This is a genomic window from Streptomyces sp. NPDC127097 (genome assembly GCF_042724075.1).
In the GTDB taxonomy this organism is placed as follows: Bacteria; Actinomycetota; Actinomycetes; order Streptomycetales; family Streptomycetaceae; genus Streptomyces.
Window position 1 is genome coordinate 181774 of the sequence record NZ_JBHXFI010000003.1, and the last position, 23371, is coordinate 205144.

Genomic DNA, 23371 nt, shown 5'->3' on the forward strand with positions numbered 1-23371 from the left:
AGGAAGCAGGCAACCCGAATCGCCCCCCGGATCGGTTCCCTGAGTACCACTCACCCCACCCACCGTTTCGGGGCGGTTGACCGTCGCCGCCCGGGAGGAAGCTGCTCCATGACGTATCCGCGTAGCCGGCGACGCCGCCGTAGCCGACGGCGAACAGCGCTGGTGACAGCGCCGCTGCCGGCCATCGGCCTGGGCGGGATCGCGGCGCCGGCCCTCGCACCCTCGCGGTGGGCTTCGTGGCCCGTCCGCTCGGCGGCCTGGGCTTCGGGCACTTCGGCGACCGCCTCGGACGCCGCTCCACGCTGGTGGTCTCGCTGCTGCTGATGGGCATGGGCTCCCCCCTCATCGGGCTCGTGCCGGGCTACGGCACCATCGGCCTGTGGGCCCCGTTGCTGCTGGTCGTGCTGCGCGTCGTCCAGGGCACCGGCCTGGGCGGTGAAGGCGCCGGGGCCACCTTGATGTCGATGGAACACGCCCCCGAGGGACGGCGGAACCTGTACGCGGGCTTCCCCCAGATGGGCACGCCGGCCGGTCTGGTGCTGGCGAACCTCGTCTTCCTGGCCACGAACTCCCTGGCCGGGCACGGCACTTTCACCGCCTGGGCCTGGCGCATCCCCTTCCTGCTGAGCATCATCCTCGTCGGGGTCGGCCTGGTCGTGCGCCTGCGCGTCACCGAATCGCCGTCCTTCAACCAGGCCCGCGCACACGACGAAGTGGTCCGCTTCTCCAACTGAACGATGCCCGGGGCCTGTTCCGCCGGAGGTCCTCCAGAGCGCGCCGCTGCCGTTCTCCACCCGCTCCCTGACCGAGGCCCGCGAGACCGGCCACATCTTCGCTGCCCACCTTGGCACCAACCCCCGTACCGCCCCGCCCGAAGCGCTGCTCGCCGCCCAGGCCCGGACCGCCGCCGACCAGCAGCGTCGTACGGGCAGCTTCCTGGCCCCACCGTTCGGCCCGGTGCGCGGCACCGCCCAACTGCCCGGCGACACCGGGCGGCTCACCTTCGGCGACAGCGCCCCGGACGTGCTGTACGGGTGGAACGCCGACGACATGTCCGCCTTCCCCGAGGGCCCGAGCGACAGCGGAGGCGTCGCCGAACGCACCGGCGACCCGGGCCCACTGCCCGCGCCGCTCACCGCGCTCACCGGCTGAGACCTGCGGGATCGGAACGCCGCGAGAACAGGCCGGCGGTCCCACGGCACTGTCGGCCGGCACGGACCAGCCTGCGGGCGCGCCCCGCGAGGACGTCTGGGTCAGCTGCCCCGCCGACAGGTCCTTCGTGCAGGCATCCCATCTGGCTCCAAGGTCGATTGTCAGTGGTGGGTGAGAAGGTAGAAACATCAAGTCGGAAGACACGGGGAGCAGTTATGTCCGGAAACCAGAACTACATCAATCACGTTGCTCTTGTGCTGGATGCCAGTTCGTCCATGTCGCATCTGAACCGTAAGGTCGTCGAAGTCGCCGACCAGCAGATTGCCTATCTGGCCCGCCGGTCGAAGGAACTGGACCAGGAAACCCGCGTGACGGTCTATGTCTTCGCGGACAAGGTGGAGTGCGTCATCTACGACAAGGACGTGCTGCGAATGCCGTCCTTGAAGCAGCTCTACCGGGTCGGTGGAATGACGGCTCTGCTGGCGGCCACTCTCAAGTCGCAGCAGGAGCTGGCGCAGACCGCTCAACTCTACGGCGACCACAGCTTCCTGACGTTCGTTCTGACCGACGGACAGGAGAACGCCAGTCATCGCTGCCTGGATGCCCCTGCCAAGGATCCGCGTGAACTGGTGCAGGCCGTGTCCAAGATGATCGCGACGCAGAAGGACAACTGGACGCTGGCCGTCCTTGTGCCGGACCAGATGGGCAAGCGCGAGGCCATGCAGTGCGGTTTCCCGAAGGACAACATCGCCATCTGGGACGCCACGAGCACACAGGGTCTGGAGGAGGCCGGCCAGGTCATCCAGCAGGCAACCGAAAACTTTATGATGGGCCGCGCCCAGGGCATCCGGGGATCGCGGGCGGTATTCTCCACGGGCGCCGAGGCAGTCAACAAGGACACCATAAAGGCAGCTGGCCTCACCCCGGTGGATCCGTCGGAATACCAGCTGATTCCAGTGGCTCGCGAAGCGGCGATCCGGGACTGGGTCACTGAATGCGGGCACACTTACCGAACCGGTTGTGCGTTCTATCAGCTGAGCAAGTCGGAGAAGATCCAGGCACGGAAGCAGATCGCGGTGCTGGAGAAGAAGACGGACCGGGTGTACACGGGACCGCAGGCCCGAGCCCTCCTCGGCCTGCCCGACCAGGAAGTCCGCATCAAGCCCGACCACAACGACGACTTCACGATCTTCGTGCAAAGCACCAGCGTAAACCGGAAGCTCGTAAAGCACACACGGCTCCTCCTCATGATCTGATGCCTTGAGTGCCCCGCCGGCCCGACCGGCGGGGCACTCTTCACGTTCAACACACCGCGGGGCGGCCGCGCCGACTGCTCGGGCAGGGCAACACGAACCCCGCGGACAAGCCGGACCGAACCTCAAAAACCGACGCACACGCACCGTCCCCCGACAGCCTCCGCCCAACCCCCACTGACGAGCCGACCCCAGCTAAATCGCTCAAGTCGCCGTCCGAGGTACGGCCTTGAGGTGATCTACCTGATTGGTGGCCCTCCGCGGGTGGGCAAGAGCACCCTCGCGTGGATGCTGCTGGACCGGGCGGGCCTTCCGGGATGTCCGACCGATGCTCTGGTGTCAATGCTTCAGCGCGCTGCACCCGAGCACGGTGTGCGGCACGGTACGCATCCGGACAAGGCAGTGCCCGCCCAGCCGCACTCGCTGGGAATAAACCTGTTCCCGTTCGAGTGAATCTGGGTCAAGGTAAGGCGCCGGCAGAGCAGGAGGAAGCCTGCCCGGTCACAGGACGCTGCGGGCTGCGGGCTGCGGGCTGCGGGCTGCGCAGATCTCGCCATCGGGGCTTGGCCGAGACCGGGCTCCGGTGCCACCTCACCGGCGCCGCGATCACCCTCACCGGCATCGATGGCTCAGCTCACCCACGTCCCCGGGCCCTCCCCCGCACCAGCGCGTCGCAGCGCTTCGCCCCGCCGGGCAACAGCTCAACGGGATGCAATAACCGGATGCAGCAACGGGACCCTAATCAACCAACGGCGTCACATCCTGACGGCGGGACATCGCCATGCAGCGACGTCGTTTCTCGTGAACAATCCACCGCCGTAAAAATCGCTGACTGCTGCGCAAACCGGAATCCAAAACGCTGCTGCCGCAAATGTACAAAGCCAATCGGCACCTGTGCGCGGAGCGCCGACTATCGTCGAGTCACATCCCTCTCAGGAGATCCTCATGGACTACTTCGACCTCGGGACCTACACCCGGCCGGTGTCGACACGTTCGCCGGAAGCACAGCTCTGGTTCGGCCGTGGCCTCGTATGGAGCTATGCGTTCAACCATGAGGAGGCGGTCGCCTGCTTCGAATCGGCGGCGGCAGCGGATCCCGGCTGTGCCATGGCGTACTGGGGCATCGCGTACGCCCTGGGCCCCAACTACAACAAGCCCTGGGAGTTCTTCGACGAGTCCGATCTCCAGCGCACGGTGGAACGGGCGCACGCCGCCGTCGAGCGGGCCCACGCGCTGTGTGACGGGGCCACGCCGACCGAGCGCGCGCTCATCGAGGCGCTGCGCGAGCGCTACCCCGCCTCGCAGGCCGTGGAGGACTGTTCCGTCTGGAACGAGCCCTATGCCGAGGCCATGCGCGCCGCCTACGAACTCGCACCCGACGATCTGGACGTCGCCACCCTCTACGCGGACGCGCTGATGAACCTCACCCCGTGGCAGCTGTGGGACCTGCGCACGGGCGAGCCCCCCGGCGGCGCGCGCACGCTGGAGGCGAAGGCCGTGCTGGACCGCGCGTTGCTGACCGCGGTCGGCAGAGATCACCCGGGCACACTCCACATGTACATCCACCTGATGGAGATGTCGCCGACGCCGGAGAAGGCTCTTTCGGTCGCCGACCGGCTGCGAGGGGTGGTCCCGGACGGGGGCCACCTCCAGCACATGCCCTCACATCTCGACGTGCTGTGCGGGGACTACCGACGGGTCGTGTCGGGCAACAGCGACGCGATCAGGGCCGACGAGAAGTACCTGCGGCGAGCCGGCGCGATGAACTTCTACACGCTGTACCGCTCGCACAACTACCACTTCAAGATCTACGGAGCGATGTTCCTCGGCCAGTCCAGGACGGCACTGGAGACGGCCGCGCAGCTTGAGGCGTCCATCCCCGAGGAGCTGCTGCGTGTGGAGAGCCCGCCCATGGCCGACTGGCTGGAGGGCTTCCTCGCCATGCGGGTGCATGTGCTGATCCGCTTCGGCCGGTGGACGGACATCCTCGCGCTGCCGATGCCCGCCGACCCGGAGCTGTACTGCGCCACCACGGCGATGCTGCACTACGCGCGTGCAGTGGCGTACTCGGCCACGGGGGCGACCGTCGAGGCCGAGACCGAACGGGAACTGTTCCGCCGCGCGGTCGAACGGGTTCCCGGGACGCGGATGCTGTTCAACAACACGTGCCGGGACATCCTGGCGATCGCCTCCGCCATGCTCGACGGCGAACTCGCCTACCGCAAGGGCGAGTACGAGGTGGCCTTTGCCGCCCTGGAGCGCTCGATCGAGCTGGACGACAACCTGCCCTACGACGAACCGTGGGGCTGGATGCAGCCGACCCGCCACGCCTACGGGGCGCTCCTGCTGGAACAGGGCCGGGTCGAAGAGGCCGAGGCCGTCTACCGGGCCGACCTCGGACTCGACAACACCCTGCCCAGGCCGTTGCAGCATCCAGGAAACGTCTGGGCCCTCCACGGCTTCCACGAATGCCTCGTGCAGCTCGGCAAGACCGGAGAAGCCCGCATCGTCGCCCAGCAACTCACCCTGGCCACCGCACTCGCGGATGTCCCTGTCGAGGCGTCGTGCTTCTGCCGCCTCGACACCGCCGCCGACGCGAAGAGCGGCTAGCTGCTCCGACGGCGAACGTCATCGTCTGTGAACGGGGTGCGGCGGGTTCGTCAGACGGTCAAGGGTTCCAGCAGCATCACCGGCGCTCAGGGCGCCGCGGCAGGCCACCGCGGCAGGCCGCCGATGGCGCCGCGATGCCGCATCCGTTCGCACTTACCCGTCTTGGCCGGGGCGTTCTCCCTGGCGCGCCAGGGGCGTGGTGGCCCAGCCCTGTTCCAGCAGGGCGAACAAGTCGCGCATGGTCCGGGGCGGGTCTTCGCTTGCTCGGGCGATGCTGGGGGCTTCCAGGGTGAAGCGTGCCAGGCCGGTGACGGCGGGGGCGTCCGGGGCCAGTCCGGTGGCGTCGGCGAGGGTGGCGGTCAGCGTCTTCTCGTGGCGCAACCACATGCGCCGGGCGTAGTCCCGTAGCGCGGGGGTGGATTCGACGAGGACGAAGGTGGGGTCGTCGGTCCGCACGGCGGTACGGGTGTGCACCATGTGGTCGCGCAGGGCGTGCAGCACGGACTGTCCGGGGGCTCGGTCGCGCACGGCGGCGACCAGGGCGCTCTCGACGTCCGCGTCCAGGTCGAAGACGAGCGCCTCCTTGCTGGGGAAGTGCTTGAAGAGCGTGCTCAGCGAGACGTCGGCCGCCTCCGCCACCTCGCGTACGCCGACGTCGTCGAAGCCGCGCTCGGTGAACAGCCGCACTGCGGCATCTGACAGAGCCTGCCGGGTCCGGGCCTTCTTGCGCTCGCGGCGCCCTGTCTTCGTCTCGACCATGCCCCCACCTTACCTCCTTGAGGGGACTCGATCGCAAAGGAGATCGGATGGAAAGTCGGAGCAGTTGTACTTTTGAATCGGCTGTGTTTCTGTAGGCGGGTGCTCCTGGCTGACTGACCGTTAACTGCCGGGCCCCATGGGGCCCGTGTCCCCACACCTGGAACGAACCGATCCACAGGCATACGCCGCACACATGCCGCCCGACCCAATTTCCGGGGCGTCACCAACGACAGCAGCCCCAGCACCACCACCAACCCTGTCTTCTTCCGTAGAACGGAGCATGACCCTCATGTCCACCACCCCTCGCATCGCGATCGTCGGCGCCGGTCTTGGCGGCCTCGTCTGCGCCGGCGTTCTCCAGCAGCACGGCGTGCCGGTCACGGTGTTCGAGCGTGAGAGTGACCCCCACTCCCGCTCGCAGGGCGGCACCCTCGACATCCACGAAGACACCGGGCAGGTCGCCCTGCGCGCTGCCGGGCTGTTCGACCAGTTCCTCGCCCTGGCTCGGCCCGAAAGTCAGGAGTGGCGCCTGTACGACCGCCACGCGACCCTGATACGCCACGACCAGGCCGGCGAGGGCGATGTGAGCAGGCCCGAGATCGACCGCGGCCAGCTGCGCACGCTCCTGCTGGACTCCCTCGCCCCTGGCACGGTCCGCTGGAACCGCCCCGTAAGGACCGTCACCCCGCTCCCCCACGACACTGCACGCGTACACCACCACGACGGCACCACCGAGGACTTCGGCCTGGTCGTCGGCGCCGACGGAGCCTGGTCCCGGGTGCGCCCCGCGCTCTCCGACGGCCAACCCTCCTACGCCGGTGTCACGATGGTGGAAGCCCGCTTCGACGACGTCGACCACCGTCACCCCGGCATCGCCCACCTGGTCGGCCGCGGCACCATGTCGGCCAAGGCAGGCGGTCGCAGCCTGGTGATGCAGCGCAACAGCAACGGACACGTCCGCGTCTACATCACCTTCCGCGGCCCCCAGGACTGGCACGCCGGCCTCGACCTCGCAGACACCGAAGCAGTACGCGCCCGCCTCCTCACCCAATACCAGGGCTGGCACGAGAGCCTGTTGGACATCCTGCGCGACAACGAGGGCGGGTTCATCAACCGACCCATGTTCGTCCTTCCCGTCCCCCACTCCTGGCAGCGCGTCCCCGGCATCACGCTGCTCGGCGACGCCGCCCACCTGATGCCGCCCGTCGGCGTCGGTGCCAACCTCGCCCTGCTCGACGGCGCCGAACTCGCCCAGGCGGTGATCGAGCACTCCACCATCGACGAGGCCCTCGACGCCTACGAGAGCGTCATGCTGCCCCGCGCCCTCGACAACGCGAAGACCGCCCAGCAGATGCTCGCCACGCTCATGCCCGACACCGGCACCGACACCGACGACGCCGCGTTTCCCGATGCCCTCTGGCCGGCCGGCGCCCTCCACGACTCCTCCGCCGCTCACACCAGTTGAAGGCGAGAGCCCCGACGAATTTAAAGGCTGCGCCGTAATTGTGAGCCGGCCTTAGGCTGAGCCGACCACCTTGGTTCCGACCTTGTAGAGGAGGCGAGTGCGCCTATGGACATCACTCTGCGCGAGCTTGCGGACAGCGATCTGCCGGTCTTCTGGGAGCAGTTGACGGATCCCGAGTTACAGCGAATGGCGGCTGTGACCAGGAAGTACCACTACGACCGTGGCCACTTCGACCAGCACTGGGCAAAGGTGCGCTCGGACCCGTCCGTCATCTTGCGGACCGTTCTCGCCGACGGTGCGGTGGCAGGGCACGCCGCCGTCTTCGGACCGCGGTCGGAGCGTGAGGTCACGTACGTCATCGGGCCGGCTCATTGGGGCCAGGGCATCGCCACCACGGCGCTCGCCGAACTGCTCAAACTGGAGCCCACTCGGCCACTGACCGCCGAGGCCGCTGCCGACAATGCCGGTTCGCTCCGCGTGCTGGAGAAGTGCGGCTTCCTCGTCACGGGGAAGAGCCGGTGCTTCGCCCGGGCACGTGGCGAGGAGATCGACCTGGTGCGGTTGACGCTGAGCTGAGCTCGGCACCGCGGCCCGGGCGCGCCCCGGCCTCAACACGGCGCCACGGAAGACCCGTTGGTGGGCGTCACCACGTCACTACGTACTCGCCCCTTGTACGGGCCAGGGTGGCGAGCCCGCCCCCTCACGCCCCGGCGGTGCACTCAGGGCACAACCCCCGATAGGTCACCTCGGCGGCCACGACGGTGAAGCCGAAGCGTTCGTGGGTGGGGAGGGCGGAGAGGGGGTCGTCGGTGGGGTGGACGTCTCGGATGGTGCCGCAGTGGGAGCAGATCAGGTGCTGGTGGGGGCGGTGGGCGTTCGGGTCGTAGCGCTTGGCGCGGGCGTCGGTGGCGACCTCGAGCACCTCGCCGAGGGCGACCAGTTCACCCAGGGTGTTGTAGACGGTCGCGCGAGAGATTTCCGGCAGTCGTGCGGTGGCGCGTACGAGCACTTCGTCCGCGGTGAGGTGGATGTGCTCGCCGTCGAGTACCTCGGCGACCACCCGGCGCTGGGCGGTCATCCGCCAGCCGCGCCCGCGGAGCCGGTCCAGCAGGTCACTCATGCCCACCAGCCTAACTGTGCGTCGTTGGATGAACGATTCCGTACGGATCTGACTGTTGTATTGACTTGGACTTGGTCCATCGTAAGATCGGCTCCGGCGACAGCCAAGGGTCAGGACAACAGCAGGGACACGCCCGTGATGCACGAAACGGGTCCGCTCACCACCGCATCCGGTGCCCTGGTCGCGGACAGTCGGAACAGCGAGCAGGTCGGCGTCGCAGCCACCCCGGTACCGAAGAGCGCCCGCCGTGCGCGCGGCCGTACCGGTCCGACCCGCCGTGCGCACGGACGTACCGGCCTGATCCGCCGTCGCGCCGCGCAGGCCGGGCATGCCGCCGGATATGCCGCCCTCCGCCGAGCCGCGTAGGTCGCGTATGAGGCTCTGTGCAAGCGCTCACCGCGCGGCGGGATGCGTCCGCCACCCTCGCCTACCACCCCACGAGGCCGCGCCCCAGCGGGCCCGTGCCCGGCCGTTGACCGTACGCAGTTCCTGAGCAATGTGATCCGCCCAGCCCGGAAGGATTCCCATGTCTGAGAACCACGACGCCATCGTCACCGACCCCAAGCCCGAGGAGGCCGGCGGCTGCCCGGTCGCTCATGGGCGCGCTCTCCATCCGACCCAGGGCGGTGGAAACCGTCAGTGGTGGCCGGAGCGGCTCAACCTCAAGATCCTTGCCAAGAACCCTGCCGTGGCGAACCCGCTGGGCGAGGAGTTCGACTACGCCGAGGCGTTCAAGAGCCTGGACCTGCCGGCCGTGAAGCGGGACCTCGCCGAGGTGCTGACCACCTCCCAGGACTGGTGGCCGGCCGACTTCGGTCACTATGGCCCGTTCATCATCCGGATGGCCTGGCACAGCGCGGGCACCTACCGCATCAGCGACGGCCGCGGCGGCGCCGGAGCCGGCCAGCAGCGCTTCGCCCCGCTCAACAGCTGGCCGGACAACGCCAACCTCGACAAGGCCCGCCGTCTGCTGTGGCCGGTCAAGAAGAAGTACGGCCAGAGCCTGTCGTGGGCCGACCTGATGATCCTGGCCGGCAATGTCGCGCTGGAGACCATGGGCTTCAAGACCTTCGGTTTCGGCGGCGGCCGGGAGGACGTCTGGGAGCCGGAGGAGGACGTCTACTGGGGTCCCGAGACCACCTGGCTCGACGACCAGCGCTACAGCGGTGACCGCCAGCTGGAGAACCCGCTCGGCGCCGTCCAGATGGGTCTGATCTACGTCAACCCGGAAGGCCCGAACGGCACCCCCGACCCGCTCGCCGCGGCCCGCGACATCCGTGAGACGTTCCGCCGGATGGCGATGAACGACGAGGAGACCGTCGCCCTCGTCGCCGGCGGCCACACCTTCGGCAAGACCCACGGCGCAGGCCCCGCCGAGCACGTCGGCCCCGACCCGGAGGCCGCCTCGCTCGAGGAGCAGGGCCTGGGCTGGAAGAACACCTACGGCACCGGCAAGGGCGGCGACGCCATCACCAGCGGCCTCGAGGGCATCTGGACGAACACCCCGACAGCCTGGGACAACAGCTTCTTCGAGATCCTCTTCGGCTACGAATGGGAACTGTTCAAGAGCCCGGCCGGCGCGCACCAGTGGCGGCCCAAGGACGGCGGCGGAGCCGACACCGTCCCCGATGCCCACGACCCCGCCAAGCAGCACGCCCCCACGATGCTGACCACCGACCTCGCGCTGCGGACCGACCCGGCCTACGAGCAGATCTCGCGTCGCTTCCTGGCGAACCCCGATGAGTTCGCCGATGCCTTCGCCCGCGCCTGGTACAAGCTCACCCACCGCGACATGGGCCCGGCCGTCCGTTACCTGGGCCCCGAGGTCCCCGCCGAGACACTGCTGTGGCAGGACCCGCTGCCCCCGGTGACGCACCCCCTCGTCGGTGCCGAGGACATCGCGGCCCTCAAGGGCCAGATCCTGGCCTCGGACCTGTCGGTGTCCCAGCTGGTCTCCACCGCCTGGGCCTCGGCCTCGACCTTCCGCGGCAGTGACAAGCGCGGCGGCGCCAACGGTGCACGCCTCCGTCTCCAGCCGCAGAACGGCTGGGAGGTCAACGACCCCGACCAGCTGGCCGTGGTCCTGCGCACCCTGGAAGGCATCCAGCAGTCCTTCAACAGCGCTCACCAGGGCGTCGTCCAGATTTCCCTCGCCGACCTGATCGTGCTCGCCGGCGGCGTGGCCATCGAGCAGGCTTCCAAGAGCGCCGGCCTCGACATCGAGGTCCCCTTCACCCCGGGCCGTACCGACGCCTCCCAGGACCAGACCGATGTGGAGTCCTTCACGGCTCTGGAACCCGCCGCTGACGGCTTCCGGAACTACGTCGCCAAGGGCAACCGCCTGCCCGCCGAACACCTTCTGCTGGACAAGGCCAATCTGCTGACCCTCAGCGCCCCCGAGATGACCGTTCTCGTCGGCGGCCTGCGCGTCCTGGGCGCCAACCACCAGCAGTCCTCGCTCGGCGTTTTCACCACCGCCCCCGGGACCCTGACCAACGACTTCTTCGTCAACCTTCTCGATCTGAACACGACGTGGAAGGCGACCTCCGAAGACTCCAACACCTTCGAAGGCCGCGACGCCGCCACCGGCGCGGTCAAGTGGACCGGCACCCGCGCCGACCTCGTCTTCGGCTCCAACTCCGAACTCCGCGCCCTCGCCGAGGTCTACGGCAGCGATGACGCCAAGGAGAAGTTCGTGCACGACTTCGTGGCGGCATGGAGCAAGGTGATGGACCTGGACCGCTTTGACCTGGCCTGAAGGTGATGTCGGGCCGGCCGGTGCGGTGCCGTGCCGGCCGGCCCGGACGCCCCCGGCCGGGGAACCTCCGGCGCCGGACCCGACGCCCAGCGATCAGCGAACACTGGGCAACCACGGTGCGGCGTGGCACGATCTCGTGAGTGACCAGCAAAGCCGACCCGGCGCAGCAGCGGCGCGATCTCGCGCGGCTGCGCCGGGTCCGTGACCGGATCGACCGTGAGTACGCGCAGCCGCTCGACGTCGAGGCCCTGGCGCGCGGCGTGAACATGTCAGCGGGGCACCTCAGCCGCCAGTTCAAGCGCGCCTACGGCGAGTCGCCCTACGGCTACCTGATGACCCGGCGCATCGAACGCGCGATGGCGCTGCTGCGGCGCGGCGACCTGAGCGTCACCGACGTCTGCTTCACCGTCGGCTGCTCCTCACTGGGCACCTTCAGCAGCCGCTTCACCGAACTGGTCGGCGTGCCGCCCAGCGTCTACCGGCGCGAGGCCGCGCAGGCGACCGCGGGCATGCCGTCCTGCGTGGCGAAGCAGATCACCAGACCCGTCAGGAATCGAGAAGCGCCGGCCTCGCCCCGGCTCTAGCGTGACTGCCATGGACATCACCATTCACGCAAGCTTCCTCCCGCACGACGACCCGGACGCCGCCCTCGGCTTCTACCGCGACACCCTCGGCTTCGAGGTCCGCAACGATGTCGGCTACCAGGGGATGCGCTGGATCACCGTCGGCCCCGCCGGCCAGCCCGGCACCTCCATCGTGCTGACCCCGCCGGCCGCCGACCCCGGCGTCACCGACGAGGAACGCCGCACGATCACCGAGATGATGGCCAAGGGCACCTACGGCGCCATCCTGCTGGCCACCCCCGACCTCGACGACACCTTCACACGACTGCAAGCCGGCGACACCGAGATCGTCCAGGAACCCACCCAGCAGCCCTACGGCATCCGCGACTGCGCCGTCCGCGACCCCGCGGGCAACCTCATCCGCATCCAGGAACGACCCGAAGCCGGCTAGTCGCACGAGCGCTGACCGGCCCCCGCGAGCCGGGGTGTGGGCGCGGACGAGGTAGCCGTGGGCGCGGGCAGCGGCACCGACTCCCCCACCCCCGGCGACGGGCCCGCCCCCACCGAGCCCCCACAAGCTCCACCAGCCGCAACGTAAGAAAACCTCACCACCCCTGCACGGCCGCGCACCGCAAGCCAAGTCCCGCCGACAACCACCCCCGCAGCGGCCCCGCGTAACAGATGGAGACACGATGAGCATGGCCCCGAGGACGGACGCGCAGTCGCCTGCGGCCCACGTCGCCGACCGCCACGATCTGATCCGCGTGCACGGCGCGCGGGTGAACAACCTCAGGGACGTCAGCATCGAGATCCCGAAGCGCCGGCTGACGGTGTTCACCGGCGTCTCCGGCTCGGGCAAGAGCTCGCTGGTGTTCCATACCATCGCCGCGGAGTCGCAGCGGCTGATCAACGAAACGTACAGCGCGTTCGTGCAGGGCTTCATGCCGACGCTGGCGCGGCCCGAGGTCGACGTCCTCGAAGGGCTGACCACGGCGATCATCGTGGACCAGCAGCGGATGGGTGCCGACCCCCGTTCCACGGTCGGCACCGCCACCGATGCCAACGCCATGCTGCGCATCCTCTTCAGCAGGCTGGGAAAGCCGCACATCGGCCCGCCCAGCGCCTACGCCTTCAACGTCCCCTCGGTCCGGGCGAGCGGTGCGATCACCGTCGAGCGCGGTGCCAAGAAGGCGGTGAAGGCGACCTTCTCCCGCACCGGTGGCATGTGTGTGCGGTGCGAGGGCCGCGGCACGGTCTCCGACATCGATCTGACCCAGCTCTACGACGACTCCAAGTCGATCGCCGAGGGCGCGTTCACCATTCCCGGCTGGAAGTCCGACAGCTTCTGGACCGTGCGGGTCTACGCCGAGTCGGGTCTCCTCGACCCGGACAAGCCGATCCGCGAGTTCACCAAGAAGGAGATGCAGGACTTCCTCCACCGGGAGCCGACCAAGGTGAAGGTCGAGGGGGTGAACCTCACCTATGAGGGGCTGATCCCCAAGATCCAGAAGTCGTTCCTGTCCAAGGACAAGGAGGCGATGCAGCCGCACATCCGGGCGTTCGTGGAGCGGGCGGTCACCTTCGCCACCTGCCCCGAGTGCGAGGGCACCCGGCTCAGCGAGGGGGCACGGTCGTCGAAGATCAAGCGGATCAGTATCGCGGACGCCTGCGCGATGGAGATCAGGGACCTGGCCGCATGGGTCGGCGGGCTCTCCGAGCCCTCGGTGGCGCCGCTGCTCACGACGCTGCATCAGACCCTTGAGTCGTTCGTCGAGATCGGCCTCGGCTATCTCTCGCTCGACCGGGCGGCGGGCACGCTGTCCGGCGGCGAGGCGCAGCGCGTCAAGATGGTCCGCCACCTCGGCTCCTCGCTCACCGACACCACCTATGTCTTCGACGAGCCCACCGCGGGCCTCCACCCCCATGACATCCAGCGGATGAACGGCCTGCTGCTGCGGCTGCGGGACAAGGGCAACACGGTGCTCGTCGTGGAGCACAAGCCGCAGACGATCGCGATCGCCGACCATGTCGTCGATCTCGGCCCCGGTGCCGGTACGGCGGGCGGCACCGTCTGCTTTGAAGGCACCGTCGAGGGGCTGCGGGCCGGCGGCACCATCACCGGCCGCCATCTCGACGACCGGGCCGGCCTCAAGGAGACGGTGCGGACGCCCACCGGCACGCTGGAGATCCGCGGCGCGACCGCGCACAACCTGCGCAATGTCGACGTCGACGTCCCGCTCGGGGTGCTCTGCGTGGTCACCGGTGTGGCGGGCTCCGGCAAGAGCTCGCTGCTCCACGGTTCCCTTCCGTCCTCGGCAGGGGTGGTGTCGGTGGACCAGGCGCCGATCCGTGGCTCGCGACGGAGCAACCCGGCGACGTACACCGGGGTGCTCGACCCGATCCGCAAGGCGTTCGCCAAGGTCAACGGGGTGAAGCCGGGGATGTTCAGCGCCAACTCCGAGGGCGCCTGCCCCACCTGCAACGGCGCCGGCGTCCTCTACACCGACCTGGCGATGATGGCCGGTGTCGCCACCACCTGCGAGGACTGTGAGGGGAAGCGGTTTCAGTCAGCGGTGCTGGAGTACCGTCTCGGCGGGCGCGACATCAGCGAGGTGCTGGCGATGTCGGTGGCCGAGGCCGAGGAGTTCTTCGGTGACGGCGAGGCGGGCACACCGGCGGCGCACCGGATCCTGAAGCGGCTCGACGACGTCGGGCTCGGCTACCTCAAGCTCGGCCAGCCGCTCACCACGCTGTCCGGGGGCGAGCGGCAGCGGCTCAAGCTGGCCACCCACATGGCCGAGAAGGGCGGCGTCTACGTGCTCGATGAGCCGACCGCCGGCCTGCATCTCGCCGATGTCGAGCAGCTGCTCGGTCTGCTCGACCGGCTCGTCGACTCCGGCAAGTCGGTCCTGGTCATCGAGCACCACCAGGCGGTCATGGCCCGCGCCGACTGGATCATCGACCTCGGCCCCGGCGCCGGCCACGACGGCGGCCGAATCGTCTTCGAGGGCACGCCCGCCGACCTCGTCGCCGCCCGCTCCACGCTCACCGGCGAGCACCTCGCGGCCTACGTCGGCAGCTGACCGGGGCCCGCGGCTCTCGCGTCAGCACGGCGCCGCGGCGTCTGAGGCCCGCCCATGGGGGTGGGCCTCAGTGCGCAGGTTTCATGATCATCAAGTGCTCGGGGTCCGGGACCGTCACGAAGCCGACCTTGGCGTAGACCTCGTGGGCGTCGAGGGTGGCCAGCAGTGTCCGCTTGAGTTTGTAGGGGGCCAGGTGGTCGCGGACCGCGGCGGCGAGCCAGGTGCCCAGACCCTTGCCACGGTGCGTGGGGGCGACATAGACATCGCAGAGCCAGGCGAACGTCGCCAGGTCGGTGACGACACGTGCGTAGGCGACCTGGGCGCCGCCGGCGTCGTAGAGGCCGAAGTTGAGCGAGCCCCGGATGGACTGTTCCACCGTTTCGCGGCTGCGGCCCAGAGCCCAGAACGCGTCGGTCGATAGCCAGTGGTGCACCAGGTCGATGTCGAGCCGGTCCGGGTCGGTGGCGACCTCGTAGCCGTCTTCCCTGCGAGTGATCATGCTCGTGGATGGTAGAGCGGAGAGGTGCCGCGCAGCCATCGGTTTTGTGGCCTGCGCAGGTTGTGCCGGTGTGGTGCCGGTCGTGATTCCGGGGCGGGCCGGCGCGACGTGGCAACCCCGCCCCGACGCTCGCGGTGACATCTCCAGCCCGATACGGAGCCGTGGAGGTGGCAGCGGCAGCAGGGCGGGGGGCCGGCGTCGGTTCAGCGGCCGACGGCTTTGCGGAGCTGCTCCTTGTTCATGTGGGAGCGGCCGTCGATGTTCTTCTTCTTGGCCTCTTCGTACAGCTGGTCCTTGGTGGGTCCCTGGGGCCCCTGGTGGGAGCGCTCGCCGCCACGCTGGGGGGCGGATTTCGGGTCCCGGAGGGAGGTCCTGCTCGCCGACCTCGCCTCGCCGGAACGGGCCCGTTCCTTGTTGACGGTGCGCGCGGCGATCTCCTTCGCCCGCTTCTGGGATGTGCCCCGTTCCTCGGCCTGTTCCTTGATGTGCTCGTACTGCCGCTCACGTTTCTTGCTCGAACCCGCAGGCATGATGCAGCCTCTCGTTCGCCGTCCGGTGGATGTCGTCTCCACGGCCGGGCGGATCCATGCGCCGCGGCCGTGCCTCTACCAGTTCACGCCCAAAGCGCGCGGCGCGCGACATCTGGCGGTCCTTGCCTCAGCGCCCGGGTCCGGCGATCGCCATCGGACTCGTACGGCGTCTGCACGGCTTCTGCTCGGCTTCTTAAACGACGACGGACTCGACGAGCTTCGCCATGGCCTCCACGGCCGTCTGTTCATCGTGCCCGTTGGCGACGATGACGATCTCCTTGCCGTGGCTCATCTCCAGCATCTGTAGGCTGAACAGGCTCTTCGCGCTGGCTTCCTTGCCATCGACCAGGAACCTGATGTCCGAGACGTAGCCCTTTGCTTCCTGCGCGATCCGCGACGCCGGGCGCACCCGCAGGCCGCCCGGCGAAGCGATGGTCACGGTCGTCTCCGCCATGAACTGACTCCTCAAACCGACAGCCGCGTGGGCCGGCGACGCGATCTGGTCTCCCCCGGTCCGGGCGTACGCCGCGTCCGGAGGATGGTCGCCCACCGGGCTCACCCTGGTACGAGGTCGACGGTAGGGCAACTCCGGTGTCGCTGCGCGAGGTTCCGTTGAAAAGGCAAGCAGAAAGGCCGTGGCGCGGCGGGCGGGCAGTGGGGTGCCCGGTGTCGCCGGCGTATCCGGCGAGATGGCCGTTCTCTTCGTGGGCGCAGACGGTTCAGACGTTGTCGGCGAGGTCGGAATGGCCCTGGATGCGTGCGCAATGAGCGCAGCAGAAGAACTTGCCGCCGGCTTGGAGGCCGTGGCCGAGCATGCGGCAGCCGCAGTTGTCACAGATGGGCGCGAGCTGGTGAGCGGCGCACTCGAAGCTGTCGAAGGTGTGAACGGCTCCCGCCGCGTGGACCTCGAAGGCCATCTCATAGTCGTTTCCGCAGACCTCACAAACAGCCATCAGGCACTCCTTCGTTGACTGGCTTCGACGGCTCCCGCGCACAGGCGGCTTTCCCATCACCTCATGGGGCCGGGCTCCCTGCGCGCCGCGAGAGCCAGATGGCGCAGTGCGGGCACCGGATGCGGACGGCGGTCAGTGCGCCGCCAGGACTTCGCGGGCCGCCCGTTCGCCGGAGCGCACCGCGCCTTCCATCAGCCCGTGCATCAAAGTCGCCGATTCCGTGCCCGCCCAGTGGATCCGGCCCACGGGCTCGCGCAGCGCGCTGCCGTAATTGGTGAGTGCGCCCGGCGGGAAGTGGGCGACCATACCCCCCAGCGACCAGGGTTGCCCGGACCAGTCGGTCTCCAGATACGCGGTGGGACGGCGCGCCTCCGGGCCGAAACGCTCGGCGAGCGCGTCCAGCCAGATGTCCCGCCGCTCCTTGGGATCCAGCCGGCCCAGCCGTACGGCCCCGGCCCCGAACGCGTAGCTGCTCAGCACACCCGGCTTCCCCGAGCGGGGAGTCTGGTCGATGGTGATCGGGACGGGCGACTGGGGCGCGAGCGTCTGGCCCGACAGCCTCTGGCCCCGCCAAAACGGCTCGGCGTACTGCGTGTGCACCCGGATGATCGCCCCGGGCACCAGGCGTTGCCGCAGGTGGCTGTGGTCGGCGGGCAACGGCGGATCGTAGAAGATCCGGCCGGCGAGCACGGGCGGAGTGGCCACGATGACCCGTCGTGCCCGTACGGCAAACGCGTCGGAGGCGACCTCTACGTCGGTCGTGTTCTGGACGATCCGGCGGACCGGGCTGGACAGATGGACCGCCGCGCCCAGGCGCGCGGCCATCCGCCGGGCCAGTTCGGGGGCTCCGCCGTCCACGAGGTGGGATTCCGTCTTACGGGTGTCGGTGTAGTAGCCGAAGCCGCTGCCCCCACCGCCACGTGCCAGGACGAGCGCGCCCAGCAGTGAGACTTCCGCCGGATCGGTGCAGAACAGCAGATTCATCGTCGACTTGAGGAGGGTGTGGGCGGTGGCCGAGGGCACGTTGAGCGGGTGGGAGAGCCACTGCCCGAGCGTGCGGGCATCCCAGGCCCGTGCGCGCCGGGCCTGCCAGGGAGCGTCCTTCGGAAGCCGCCGCGTCATCAGGTTCAGGCGCAGGAACGCCCACCCGAGGGTGGCGAGTGCCGCCGGGCCGGCCTTGGGGATGCCGCGGTGACGGCGGTTGCGCCCGCCGAGGCAGACCAGGTGATCGCCGTCGTCGTACTGCGGGTAGACCTCGAGCCCCAGCTCGCGGCAGAGCTGGAACATCCGTTCCTGGCCCTTTCCCAGCCAGGTCCCGCCCGCGGACACCACGGTGCCGTCGGGCAGCTCCCGGTTCCAGACCCGGCCGCCCACCCGGTCCCTGGCCTCCAGCACCACGACCTCACGCCCGGCCTCGGCGAGCTGCCGCGCGGCCGCCAGCCCGGCGAATCCGGCGCCCACGACGCACACGTCCGCTGTCACCTGTTCCATGACCTACCTCCAGGGAGCAGCCTCGCTTGCCGGGGCCCGCGGCGCCCGGTGGGTGACTCGGCCGGGCGGCGTCGGGGGCCGGTCGGGTGATCTGCGGGGTCGGGGGGCGGCCTTGCGCTTGGGGGCTCAGTGAGGTCGGTGCGGACCGGTGGGGGCTCGGTGGACGGAAGCGCGCGGGCGTACGGGGCAGGGTGCGGCAACGGGCTGCGCGGGCCGGCCGCGGGCGGGTCAGCCCTGGAAGAACGGGATGAGGTGGTCGAGGAGGGCGTCGGCCCGGCTGTAGTCGTGCCCTACTGGCAAGCAAAGAGCCCGGACCGAGCTCCCACTCACGGTCCGGGCACCTTCACCTGCTCACCGACCACGACACCGCCGCCGGGCACCGGCTACCGCCACCACTCCGGCCACCGCTACGGCTCCAGAAGAATCCTCATCCCGCCATTGCGCTCGATCGCCTGCTCGCTGTACAGCAGCGGGAAGTACTCCCCCGCGCTCCACTTGGCGTGGAGGTCGCTGTAGTGCTTGCTGCGCTGATCGCCCGACTGGCCCGGGGCGTTGATGACGCGCGAGTTGTCCCATCCGCCGACGTCGATGGCCATCTTGAAGGTCGCGCCGACGACTTCCGCGTACGGGTAGTCGGGGTAGTGGAAGTACGAGGCGCAGACCGTGTCGAAGGTGCCGCCTCTCTCGGTGGGGCCCACGTTCGGGCCGCCGAGCGGGTGGATGAAGACGTGAATGTGCATCGCGCCCCACCGCCACGCGCTCTCGTCGGCGCCAAGTTTCGAGGCGACCTCGGTGTATGCCTTCGGGAGCGTGCCGAGCAGCAGTTCGTCCCGCTTCCGCGCGCCGTTGGCGCCGAACCAGTCGTCGGGGCGGACGAATGAGTCGTTCACGAGGCGCAGATCGAGATCGATACTGAAGCCCACCAGCTGATCGGCGGCCGGCTTCGGCAGCAGGAGCCGGGCCCACGCGGGATACAGGAACCGCATGACCCATGTCTCGAACAGGGCCGCTGCCGCCGAGTCCTTATCGGCGACGCCGTCATAACCGGACAGCAGCCGCAGCGCCTTGGCCGTCGTCGGGTCGGTCGAAGTCAGCTTCTTCACATACGGCAGGAACTGCCGGGCCACTCCCGATTGCACGTCGTTCTGGAGCGCCAGGGTGTCAGCGAGGGAGGTACGTCGCTGCTGGGAAAGGACCTCGTGGATCCGGTCCTTCCGATAGGCCGGCTGCCACTCGTACGTGGGCATCGGATAGCCGGCGGGGAAGTTGTACTCATTGGCCGACACGAAGAAACCCGACCGCGGATTGTGCGAGGCGGGCAACTGGGCGTTCGTGTAGAAACCGTCCCATTCGAAACGCCCGTCACCAGGCACCGGAAGCCGGCCGTCGTAACCCCGGCCGCTGCGCTTCGGAATGATCGCTCCGGGAACCCAGCCGATGTCGCCCTTGGCATCGGCGTAGACCAGATTCGAGCCGGGAGTCTTCCATGTGCTGATCGCCTCGACGAACTCGCGCGAGTCCGCGGCACGCTGGTAGTTGAGGCTGCCGAGATAGGGCGAGGTGCCGGGTTCCGTCCAGACGGTGCGTACCGCGTAGGCCCGGTGGTTCTTTTCGTCCATCTTGACGACCGGGCCGTGCCGGGTGAACGAGAGCTGAGCCTTGCGGGGTTCACCACCGGCCACCGGTATTTCCTCGGTGGCGGTGGTCAGCTTTTCCCAGCCGTCGCGGTAGCGGTATCTGCTGTGGTCGTGCGGATCGAGCTCGTAGACGTAGAGATCCGCCTGGTCGGCAGGGAGATTGGTGAGACCGAACGCGACATTGCCGTTGTGCCCCATGCTGATGCCGGGATTCCACGGTTCACCGGCACCGATGATGTTCAGTCCGGGAGCGCTGAGATGGGCGATATAGCGGTTGGCGGGCAGTGTGTAGTCCTCCCGGTGCGGATCGCCCGCGAGGATCGGCCGGCCGGTCGCCGTACGCGTCGGCGCCACTGCCCAGGCATTGCTGCCGGTCGCGGTCTCCCGCAGGGCGTTCTGTCCCTCCGACATCCTGCGTAAGGTGCCGTTCGCGAACACCATGGGGGACGTGGCCAGGCTGTAGACCCCGAGGACATCGGCGGGAATGAGGTCCAGATCGAGTCCCTCGGGCACCTGGACCGTGTGGTCGGGCTCCAGCTTGCGGAAGTAGCCGCTCGCCTTGTTTCCTCCGACGCTCATCAGCCGGGCACGGGCGACCTGCGAATTCAGGTTGTTCCCGATGCCGTGGGTACGGATGCGCACCACGTCCTCCGGACTCCAACGCGCGGGCCGGTAGCCCAGCTTCTGGAATTCGGCCGGCATCGCACCGGGGTGGTCATCGAGCCAGTCGAGGTAGCCGTTGATCCCGGCGACGAAGCGCGTTGCCGCCTCGCGTGCCTCGGGACCATAACTCGCCCACTCCGCCGCCATCTCACCGCGGTAGAGAAACAACCGTGCGGCCCGGTCCTGTTCGACGTAGGAGGCACCCAGCACCTCGCTGAAACGGCCCAGACCGCGCCGCCGCCAGGTGTCGATCTGGAAAAGCCGTTCCCGGGCGACATGGAAACCCTGCGCCTGGAAGAGATCACCGACATTTTCGGCGAAAATATGCGGCACACCCCAGACATCAACCGTCACCCGCACCGGCCGCTTCAGCCCGGGCACGGAATATCTCTGTCCCTCGTCCTCCTTCCACCCAGTACCCAATGGCTGGGCGGCCGCCGTACCGGTCGGCAGCGTGCCGGTCAGCGCGGCAGCAGCGCCGACGAGCCCGGTACCCAGCAGGGCCCGGCGGGAAGGAGGACGTGACATGGCATTCCTCGAAACGAGTTCGGCGAACGGTCAGTGATTCGCAGCGGCATCACACACACGGACATCACGCCCCTTCCTCCGGGGAGTCGAGGCCAATGCCCCCGCACGGGAAAGCTATCCGGCCCCCCAGCGCCCTCACACCCGTAACCTCCCCCTAATCTCCGGGGGTTGTTTCACTCCCCCTAGAGACTGTCCCGAATTTCCGTGAGGTTCAGGTGCGGCAGCTGAGACAGCTCGGTAGCGGCCGCGCTCATGGCGGCGCCGTAGCGCGGGGTGTCCAGGAGCGCCGTCAGGGCGTCGGCGATCTCGCCGCGTCCCGCCGTGACGTCCAGCGCCCGGCCCAGGCCGCTGCGGGCGAACGCGGCGGCGTTGTCGGGCTGATCGGCGAGTACACCCAGGCCCAGGACGGGCGTTGCTCCCTGCACCGCGTCGAGCAGGGATGCCCGGCCGCCGTGCGTCACGAACAGGTCGGCCCGGTGCAGGAGTGCGGGCTGCGGGGCGTGCTCGACGACCTTGAGGTGAGGGCTCGTGTTCGGCAGGTGCTGCGCGAGGTCTCCCGCGGACACGATCGCCTCGCAGTCGAGCGCGCGGAGTGCGGCCATGATCTCCCGGTAGACGTTCTCGACGGCGGTCCGCAGACCGGACATCGCGGTGGTCAGGGTGCCGAGGCTCACGTAGACGAGCGGGCGCGACGGGCGGAAGGAGGAGGCGCGGTCCAGCCACTCGGGGAGGGCGGTGCGGAAGGCCGCGACGGTGCGTCGGACCGCGCGTGCCGAGGGCGGGGGCGTCTCGTAGAACCAGTGGAGCGGCGCGGGGGTGAGCATCGGGGGGAGCGTGGGGGTGTCCTGCTCGTGCTGCTTGTAGAGGGGACGCAGCGTGGGCGCGATGTCGGTGTCCCAGAGATCCAGGAGCACCGGCCCGAGGCCGTTGTCCGCTGCGAGCAGGGGCAGTTGCAAGGCCCTGGCCGCGAGGTGCGCGCCGAGGTCGCTGCACTCGGCGATCACCAGATCGGGCCGCTCCTGTGTCCACGCGGTGAGCAGGTCATGGGCCTTCGCCTCGGCCTGTTCGGGCCAGAGGTGGCCGAAGACGTACCGGTTGAAGGGGGCGTTTCCGTACTTCTGCCAGACCTCGCTCGCCGCCCGCTGGACGCCGGGATCGCACGTCCAGTTCGTACCGGCGCCGGAGAGCTCCACCCCGCGTCGCCGGGCTTCGCGGCGGAACATGAGGGGGGCGTGCAGCGTGACCTGGTGGCCCTGTTCAAGAGCCGGGCAGGTGACGTAGTCCAGCGCGGACACATGTGAAGGTATCGGTTCAGCGGTGATCGCTATCCGTAAGGCCACCAAGGCACTCCAAGCTCTTTCCATCGGGTCAACGCCCTGGGCGGGGCAGCAGCCTTCGGCCGCTTCGACCGTGCTGCGCTGTTACCTGCCTCGGTGGTCCGGCTGTTGCGTCACCGAGGCGGCTCGATGTGAGCCTGCGGCATGATCCGTCCCGGCCGCCACCAGCGACGGGCAGTACGGGACACGGGAACGTCTGAACCAGCCCTGACCAGCAGATATACGCATCACCTGGAACGCTGAAAAGGAACGCCGGGCAGCTTCGGGCGCCCTTGGCGCCGAGTGACGGGCGAACGCCCCACTCCGCCGCGGCGCCGGCGCCCGCACGGCCCGGGGAACCTTCTTCCGCCTCTTCTCGTCAGTCACCACGTGTTTGGACCTTGGAGTGACATTGACGAATTCACCAGCCGGATCGAGAACATCATCGGCGGCTACCCGACCGGGGACCCGTGGGCGACGATTGCGCTGTGCATAGGCCAGCTGGAGACCGATGTGGACAGTGATGCCACTGTCTACTGGGTGCTCGGAGTCACTGCGGTCGGGCCGTGGATGGAGTGGTGTGACGAGCGGCCGGATCTCGTCCGGCGGGCGGAGAAGGCGCTGGAGGAGGCGGTTGCGGCCCTTCGCCGACGCGAGGACGACTGTACGCATGACACGCATCCGTGGGATGGAGGGCCGTTCGTCGTCCCGGACGATCTCACGGGGTTCATGTACGAGATTCAGGAAGCGGACGAGTGGCAGCCCGATCCGGAGGACCCGGACGACGAGGCTCCGTACGGCGCGGACTTCGGCACCCGCATGCGGTGCCCGCGCAATGTGGCCGCGTTCGCGAGGAACCCGGCCGCCCTCTCGGGGATGGCACCTGACCTCGACTGACCGGACCGTGACGCTTGCGGACCGGACGGCAGGCGAGTCAGTGGATGGGGCCGCCGCCGAACGAACCCTCTCAGAAGCTGCCGCTGCGACAACC

21 protein-coding genes and 1 pseudogene are annotated in these 23371 nt (G+C 68.9%); 13 read left to right on the forward strand and 9 right to left on the reverse strand.

The features are described 5' to 3' along the window. Window positions 1–218: 218 nt before the first annotated feature. The 5 genes and pseudogenes from ACFWJW_RS04555 to ACFWJW_RS04575 form a co-directional block, all read left to right on the forward strand. A pseudogene (locus ACFWJW_RS04555) lies at window positions 219–725 on the forward strand (MFS transporter); the annotation flags it as partial. Between the two features lie 232 nt (window positions 726–957). After that, window positions 958–1152 carry a hypothetical protein gene (locus tag ACFWJW_RS04560; protein WP_387234765.1) on the forward strand — a complete coding sequence of 65 codons (195 nt, stop codon included), beginning with the start codon at window positions 958–960 and terminating at the stop codon, window positions 1150–1152. 215 nt (window positions 1153–1367) lie between these two features. Then, entirely contained in the window at window positions 1368–2408 is a 1041-nt protein-coding gene (locus ACFWJW_RS04565; protein ID WP_387234767.1) for a vWA domain-containing protein, read from the forward strand. A gap of 231 nt (window positions 2409–2639) precedes the next feature. Next, entirely contained in the window at window positions 2640–2858 is a 219-nt protein-coding gene (locus ACFWJW_RS04570; protein WP_387234770.1) for a hypothetical protein, read from the forward strand. Window positions 2859–3350: 492 nt separating this feature from the next. Continuing rightward, window positions 3351–5015, forward strand: a complete 1665-nt coding sequence (locus tag ACFWJW_RS04575) for a hypothetical protein (protein WP_387234772.1) — start codon at window positions 3351–3353, stop codon at window positions 5013–5015. Window positions 5016–5168: 153 nt separating this feature from the next. Here the strand turns inward: ACFWJW_RS04575 and ACFWJW_RS04580 are convergent, their stop codons facing one another. Continuing rightward, on the reverse strand, window positions 5169–5774 hold the full coding sequence (locus tag ACFWJW_RS04580; RefSeq protein ID WP_387234776.1) for a TetR/AcrR family transcriptional regulator: 606 nt from the start codon (window positions 5772–5774) through the stop codon (window positions 5169–5171). Between the two features lie 289 nt (window positions 5775–6063). Between ACFWJW_RS04580 and ACFWJW_RS04585 the strand changes: the two genes are divergently transcribed. Further along, on the forward strand, window positions 6064–7239 hold the full coding sequence (locus tag ACFWJW_RS04585; RefSeq protein ID WP_387234779.1) for an FAD-dependent oxidoreductase: 1176 nt from the start codon (window positions 6064–6066) through the stop codon (window positions 7237–7239). A gap of 105 nt (window positions 7240–7344) precedes the next feature. Then, entirely contained in the window at window positions 7345–7815 is a 471-nt protein-coding gene (locus ACFWJW_RS04590; protein WP_387234782.1) for a GNAT family N-acetyltransferase, read from the forward strand. Window positions 7816–7939: 124 nt separating this feature from the next. On the opposite strand, the gene ACFWJW_RS04595 is transcribed toward ACFWJW_RS04590, so the two are convergent. After that, entirely contained in the window at window positions 7940–8359 is a 420-nt protein-coding gene (locus tag ACFWJW_RS04595; protein ID WP_387234785.1) for a Fur family transcriptional regulator, read from the reverse strand. A 135-nt stretch (window positions 8360–8494) separates the two neighbouring features. Between ACFWJW_RS04595 and ACFWJW_RS04600 the strand changes: the two genes are divergently transcribed. The 5 genes from ACFWJW_RS04600 to ACFWJW_RS04620 all read left to right on the forward strand — a co-directional run bounded on the left by ACFWJW_RS04600 (window position 8495) and on the right by ACFWJW_RS04620 (window position 14763). Next, entirely contained in the window at window positions 8495–8725 is a 231-nt protein-coding gene (locus ACFWJW_RS04600; RefSeq protein WP_387234788.1) for a hypothetical protein, read from the forward strand. A gap of 160 nt (window positions 8726–8885) precedes the next feature. After that, entirely contained in the window at window positions 8886–11117 is a 2232-nt protein-coding gene (gene katG / locus ACFWJW_RS04605) for a catalase/peroxidase HPI (protein WP_387234791.1), read from the forward strand. A gap of 140 nt (window positions 11118–11257) precedes the next feature. Beyond that, on the forward strand, window positions 11258–11701 hold the full coding sequence (locus tag ACFWJW_RS04610) for a helix-turn-helix transcriptional regulator (RefSeq protein WP_387234794.1): 444 nt from the start codon (window positions 11258–11260) through the stop codon (window positions 11699–11701). Between the two features lie 10 nt (window positions 11702–11711). Continuing rightward, window positions 11712–12131 (forward strand): VOC family protein, encoded by a 420-nt coding sequence (locus ACFWJW_RS04615; RefSeq protein ID WP_387234797.1) that lies wholly within the window; start codon window positions 11712–11714, stop codon window positions 12129–12131. A 241-nt stretch (window positions 12132–12372) separates the two neighbouring features. Beyond that, the gene (locus ACFWJW_RS04620) at window positions 12373–14763 is read left to right on the forward strand and encodes an ATP-binding cassette domain-containing protein (protein WP_387234800.1); all 2391 of its coding nucleotides are present in this window, start codon (window positions 12373–12375) and stop codon (window positions 14761–14763) included. A gap of 67 nt (window positions 14764–14830) precedes the next feature. Here the strand turns inward: ACFWJW_RS04620 and ACFWJW_RS04625 are convergent, their stop codons facing one another. The 7 genes from ACFWJW_RS04625 to ACFWJW_RS04655 all read right to left on the reverse strand — a co-directional run bounded on the left by ACFWJW_RS04625 (window position 14831) and on the right by ACFWJW_RS04655 (window position 22359). Further along, on the reverse strand, window positions 14831–15262 hold the full coding sequence (locus tag ACFWJW_RS04625) for a GNAT family N-acetyltransferase (protein ID WP_387234803.1): 432 nt from the start codon (window positions 15260–15262) through the stop codon (window positions 14831–14833). A gap of 203 nt (window positions 15263–15465) precedes the next feature. Beyond that, window positions 15466–15792, reverse strand: coding sequence for a plasmid stabilization protein (locus ACFWJW_RS04630; RefSeq protein WP_387234806.1), 327 nt, complete (start codon window positions 15790–15792; stop codon window positions 15466–15468). Between the two features lie 193 nt (window positions 15793–15985). After that, a complete protein-coding gene (locus ACFWJW_RS04635) occupies window positions 15986–16246 on the reverse strand; it encodes an HPr family phosphocarrier protein (protein ID WP_168483338.1) in 261 nt (86 codons plus the stop codon). Between the two features lie 265 nt (window positions 16247–16511). Beyond that, the gene (locus tag ACFWJW_RS04640; RefSeq protein ID WP_042158656.1) at window positions 16512–16745 is read right to left on the reverse strand and encodes a hypothetical protein; all 234 of its coding nucleotides are present in this window, start codon (window positions 16743–16745) and stop codon (window positions 16512–16514) included. A 132-nt stretch (window positions 16746–16877) separates the two neighbouring features. After that, window positions 16878–18236, reverse strand: a complete 1359-nt coding sequence (locus ACFWJW_RS04645; RefSeq protein ID WP_387234810.1) for a flavin monoamine oxidase family protein — start codon at window positions 18234–18236, stop codon at window positions 16878–16880. Between the two features lie 407 nt (window positions 18237–18643). After that, window positions 18644–21064, reverse strand: coding sequence for a penicillin acylase family protein (locus ACFWJW_RS04650; protein ID WP_387234813.1), 2421 nt, complete (start codon window positions 21062–21064; stop codon window positions 18644–18646). Between the two features lie 182 nt (window positions 21065–21246). Then, on the reverse strand, window positions 21247–22359 hold the full coding sequence (locus ACFWJW_RS04655) for a glycosyltransferase (RefSeq protein WP_387234816.1): 1113 nt from the start codon (window positions 22357–22359) through the stop codon (window positions 21247–21249). A 411-nt stretch (window positions 22360–22770) separates the two neighbouring features. Here ACFWJW_RS04655 and ACFWJW_RS04660 point away from each other — a divergent pair, with 411 nt between their 5' ends. Further along, on the forward strand, window positions 22771–23277 hold the full coding sequence (locus tag ACFWJW_RS04660; protein ID WP_387234819.1) for a hypothetical protein: 507 nt from the start codon (window positions 22771–22773) through the stop codon (window positions 23275–23277). Window positions 23278–23371: the final 94 nt, after the last annotated feature.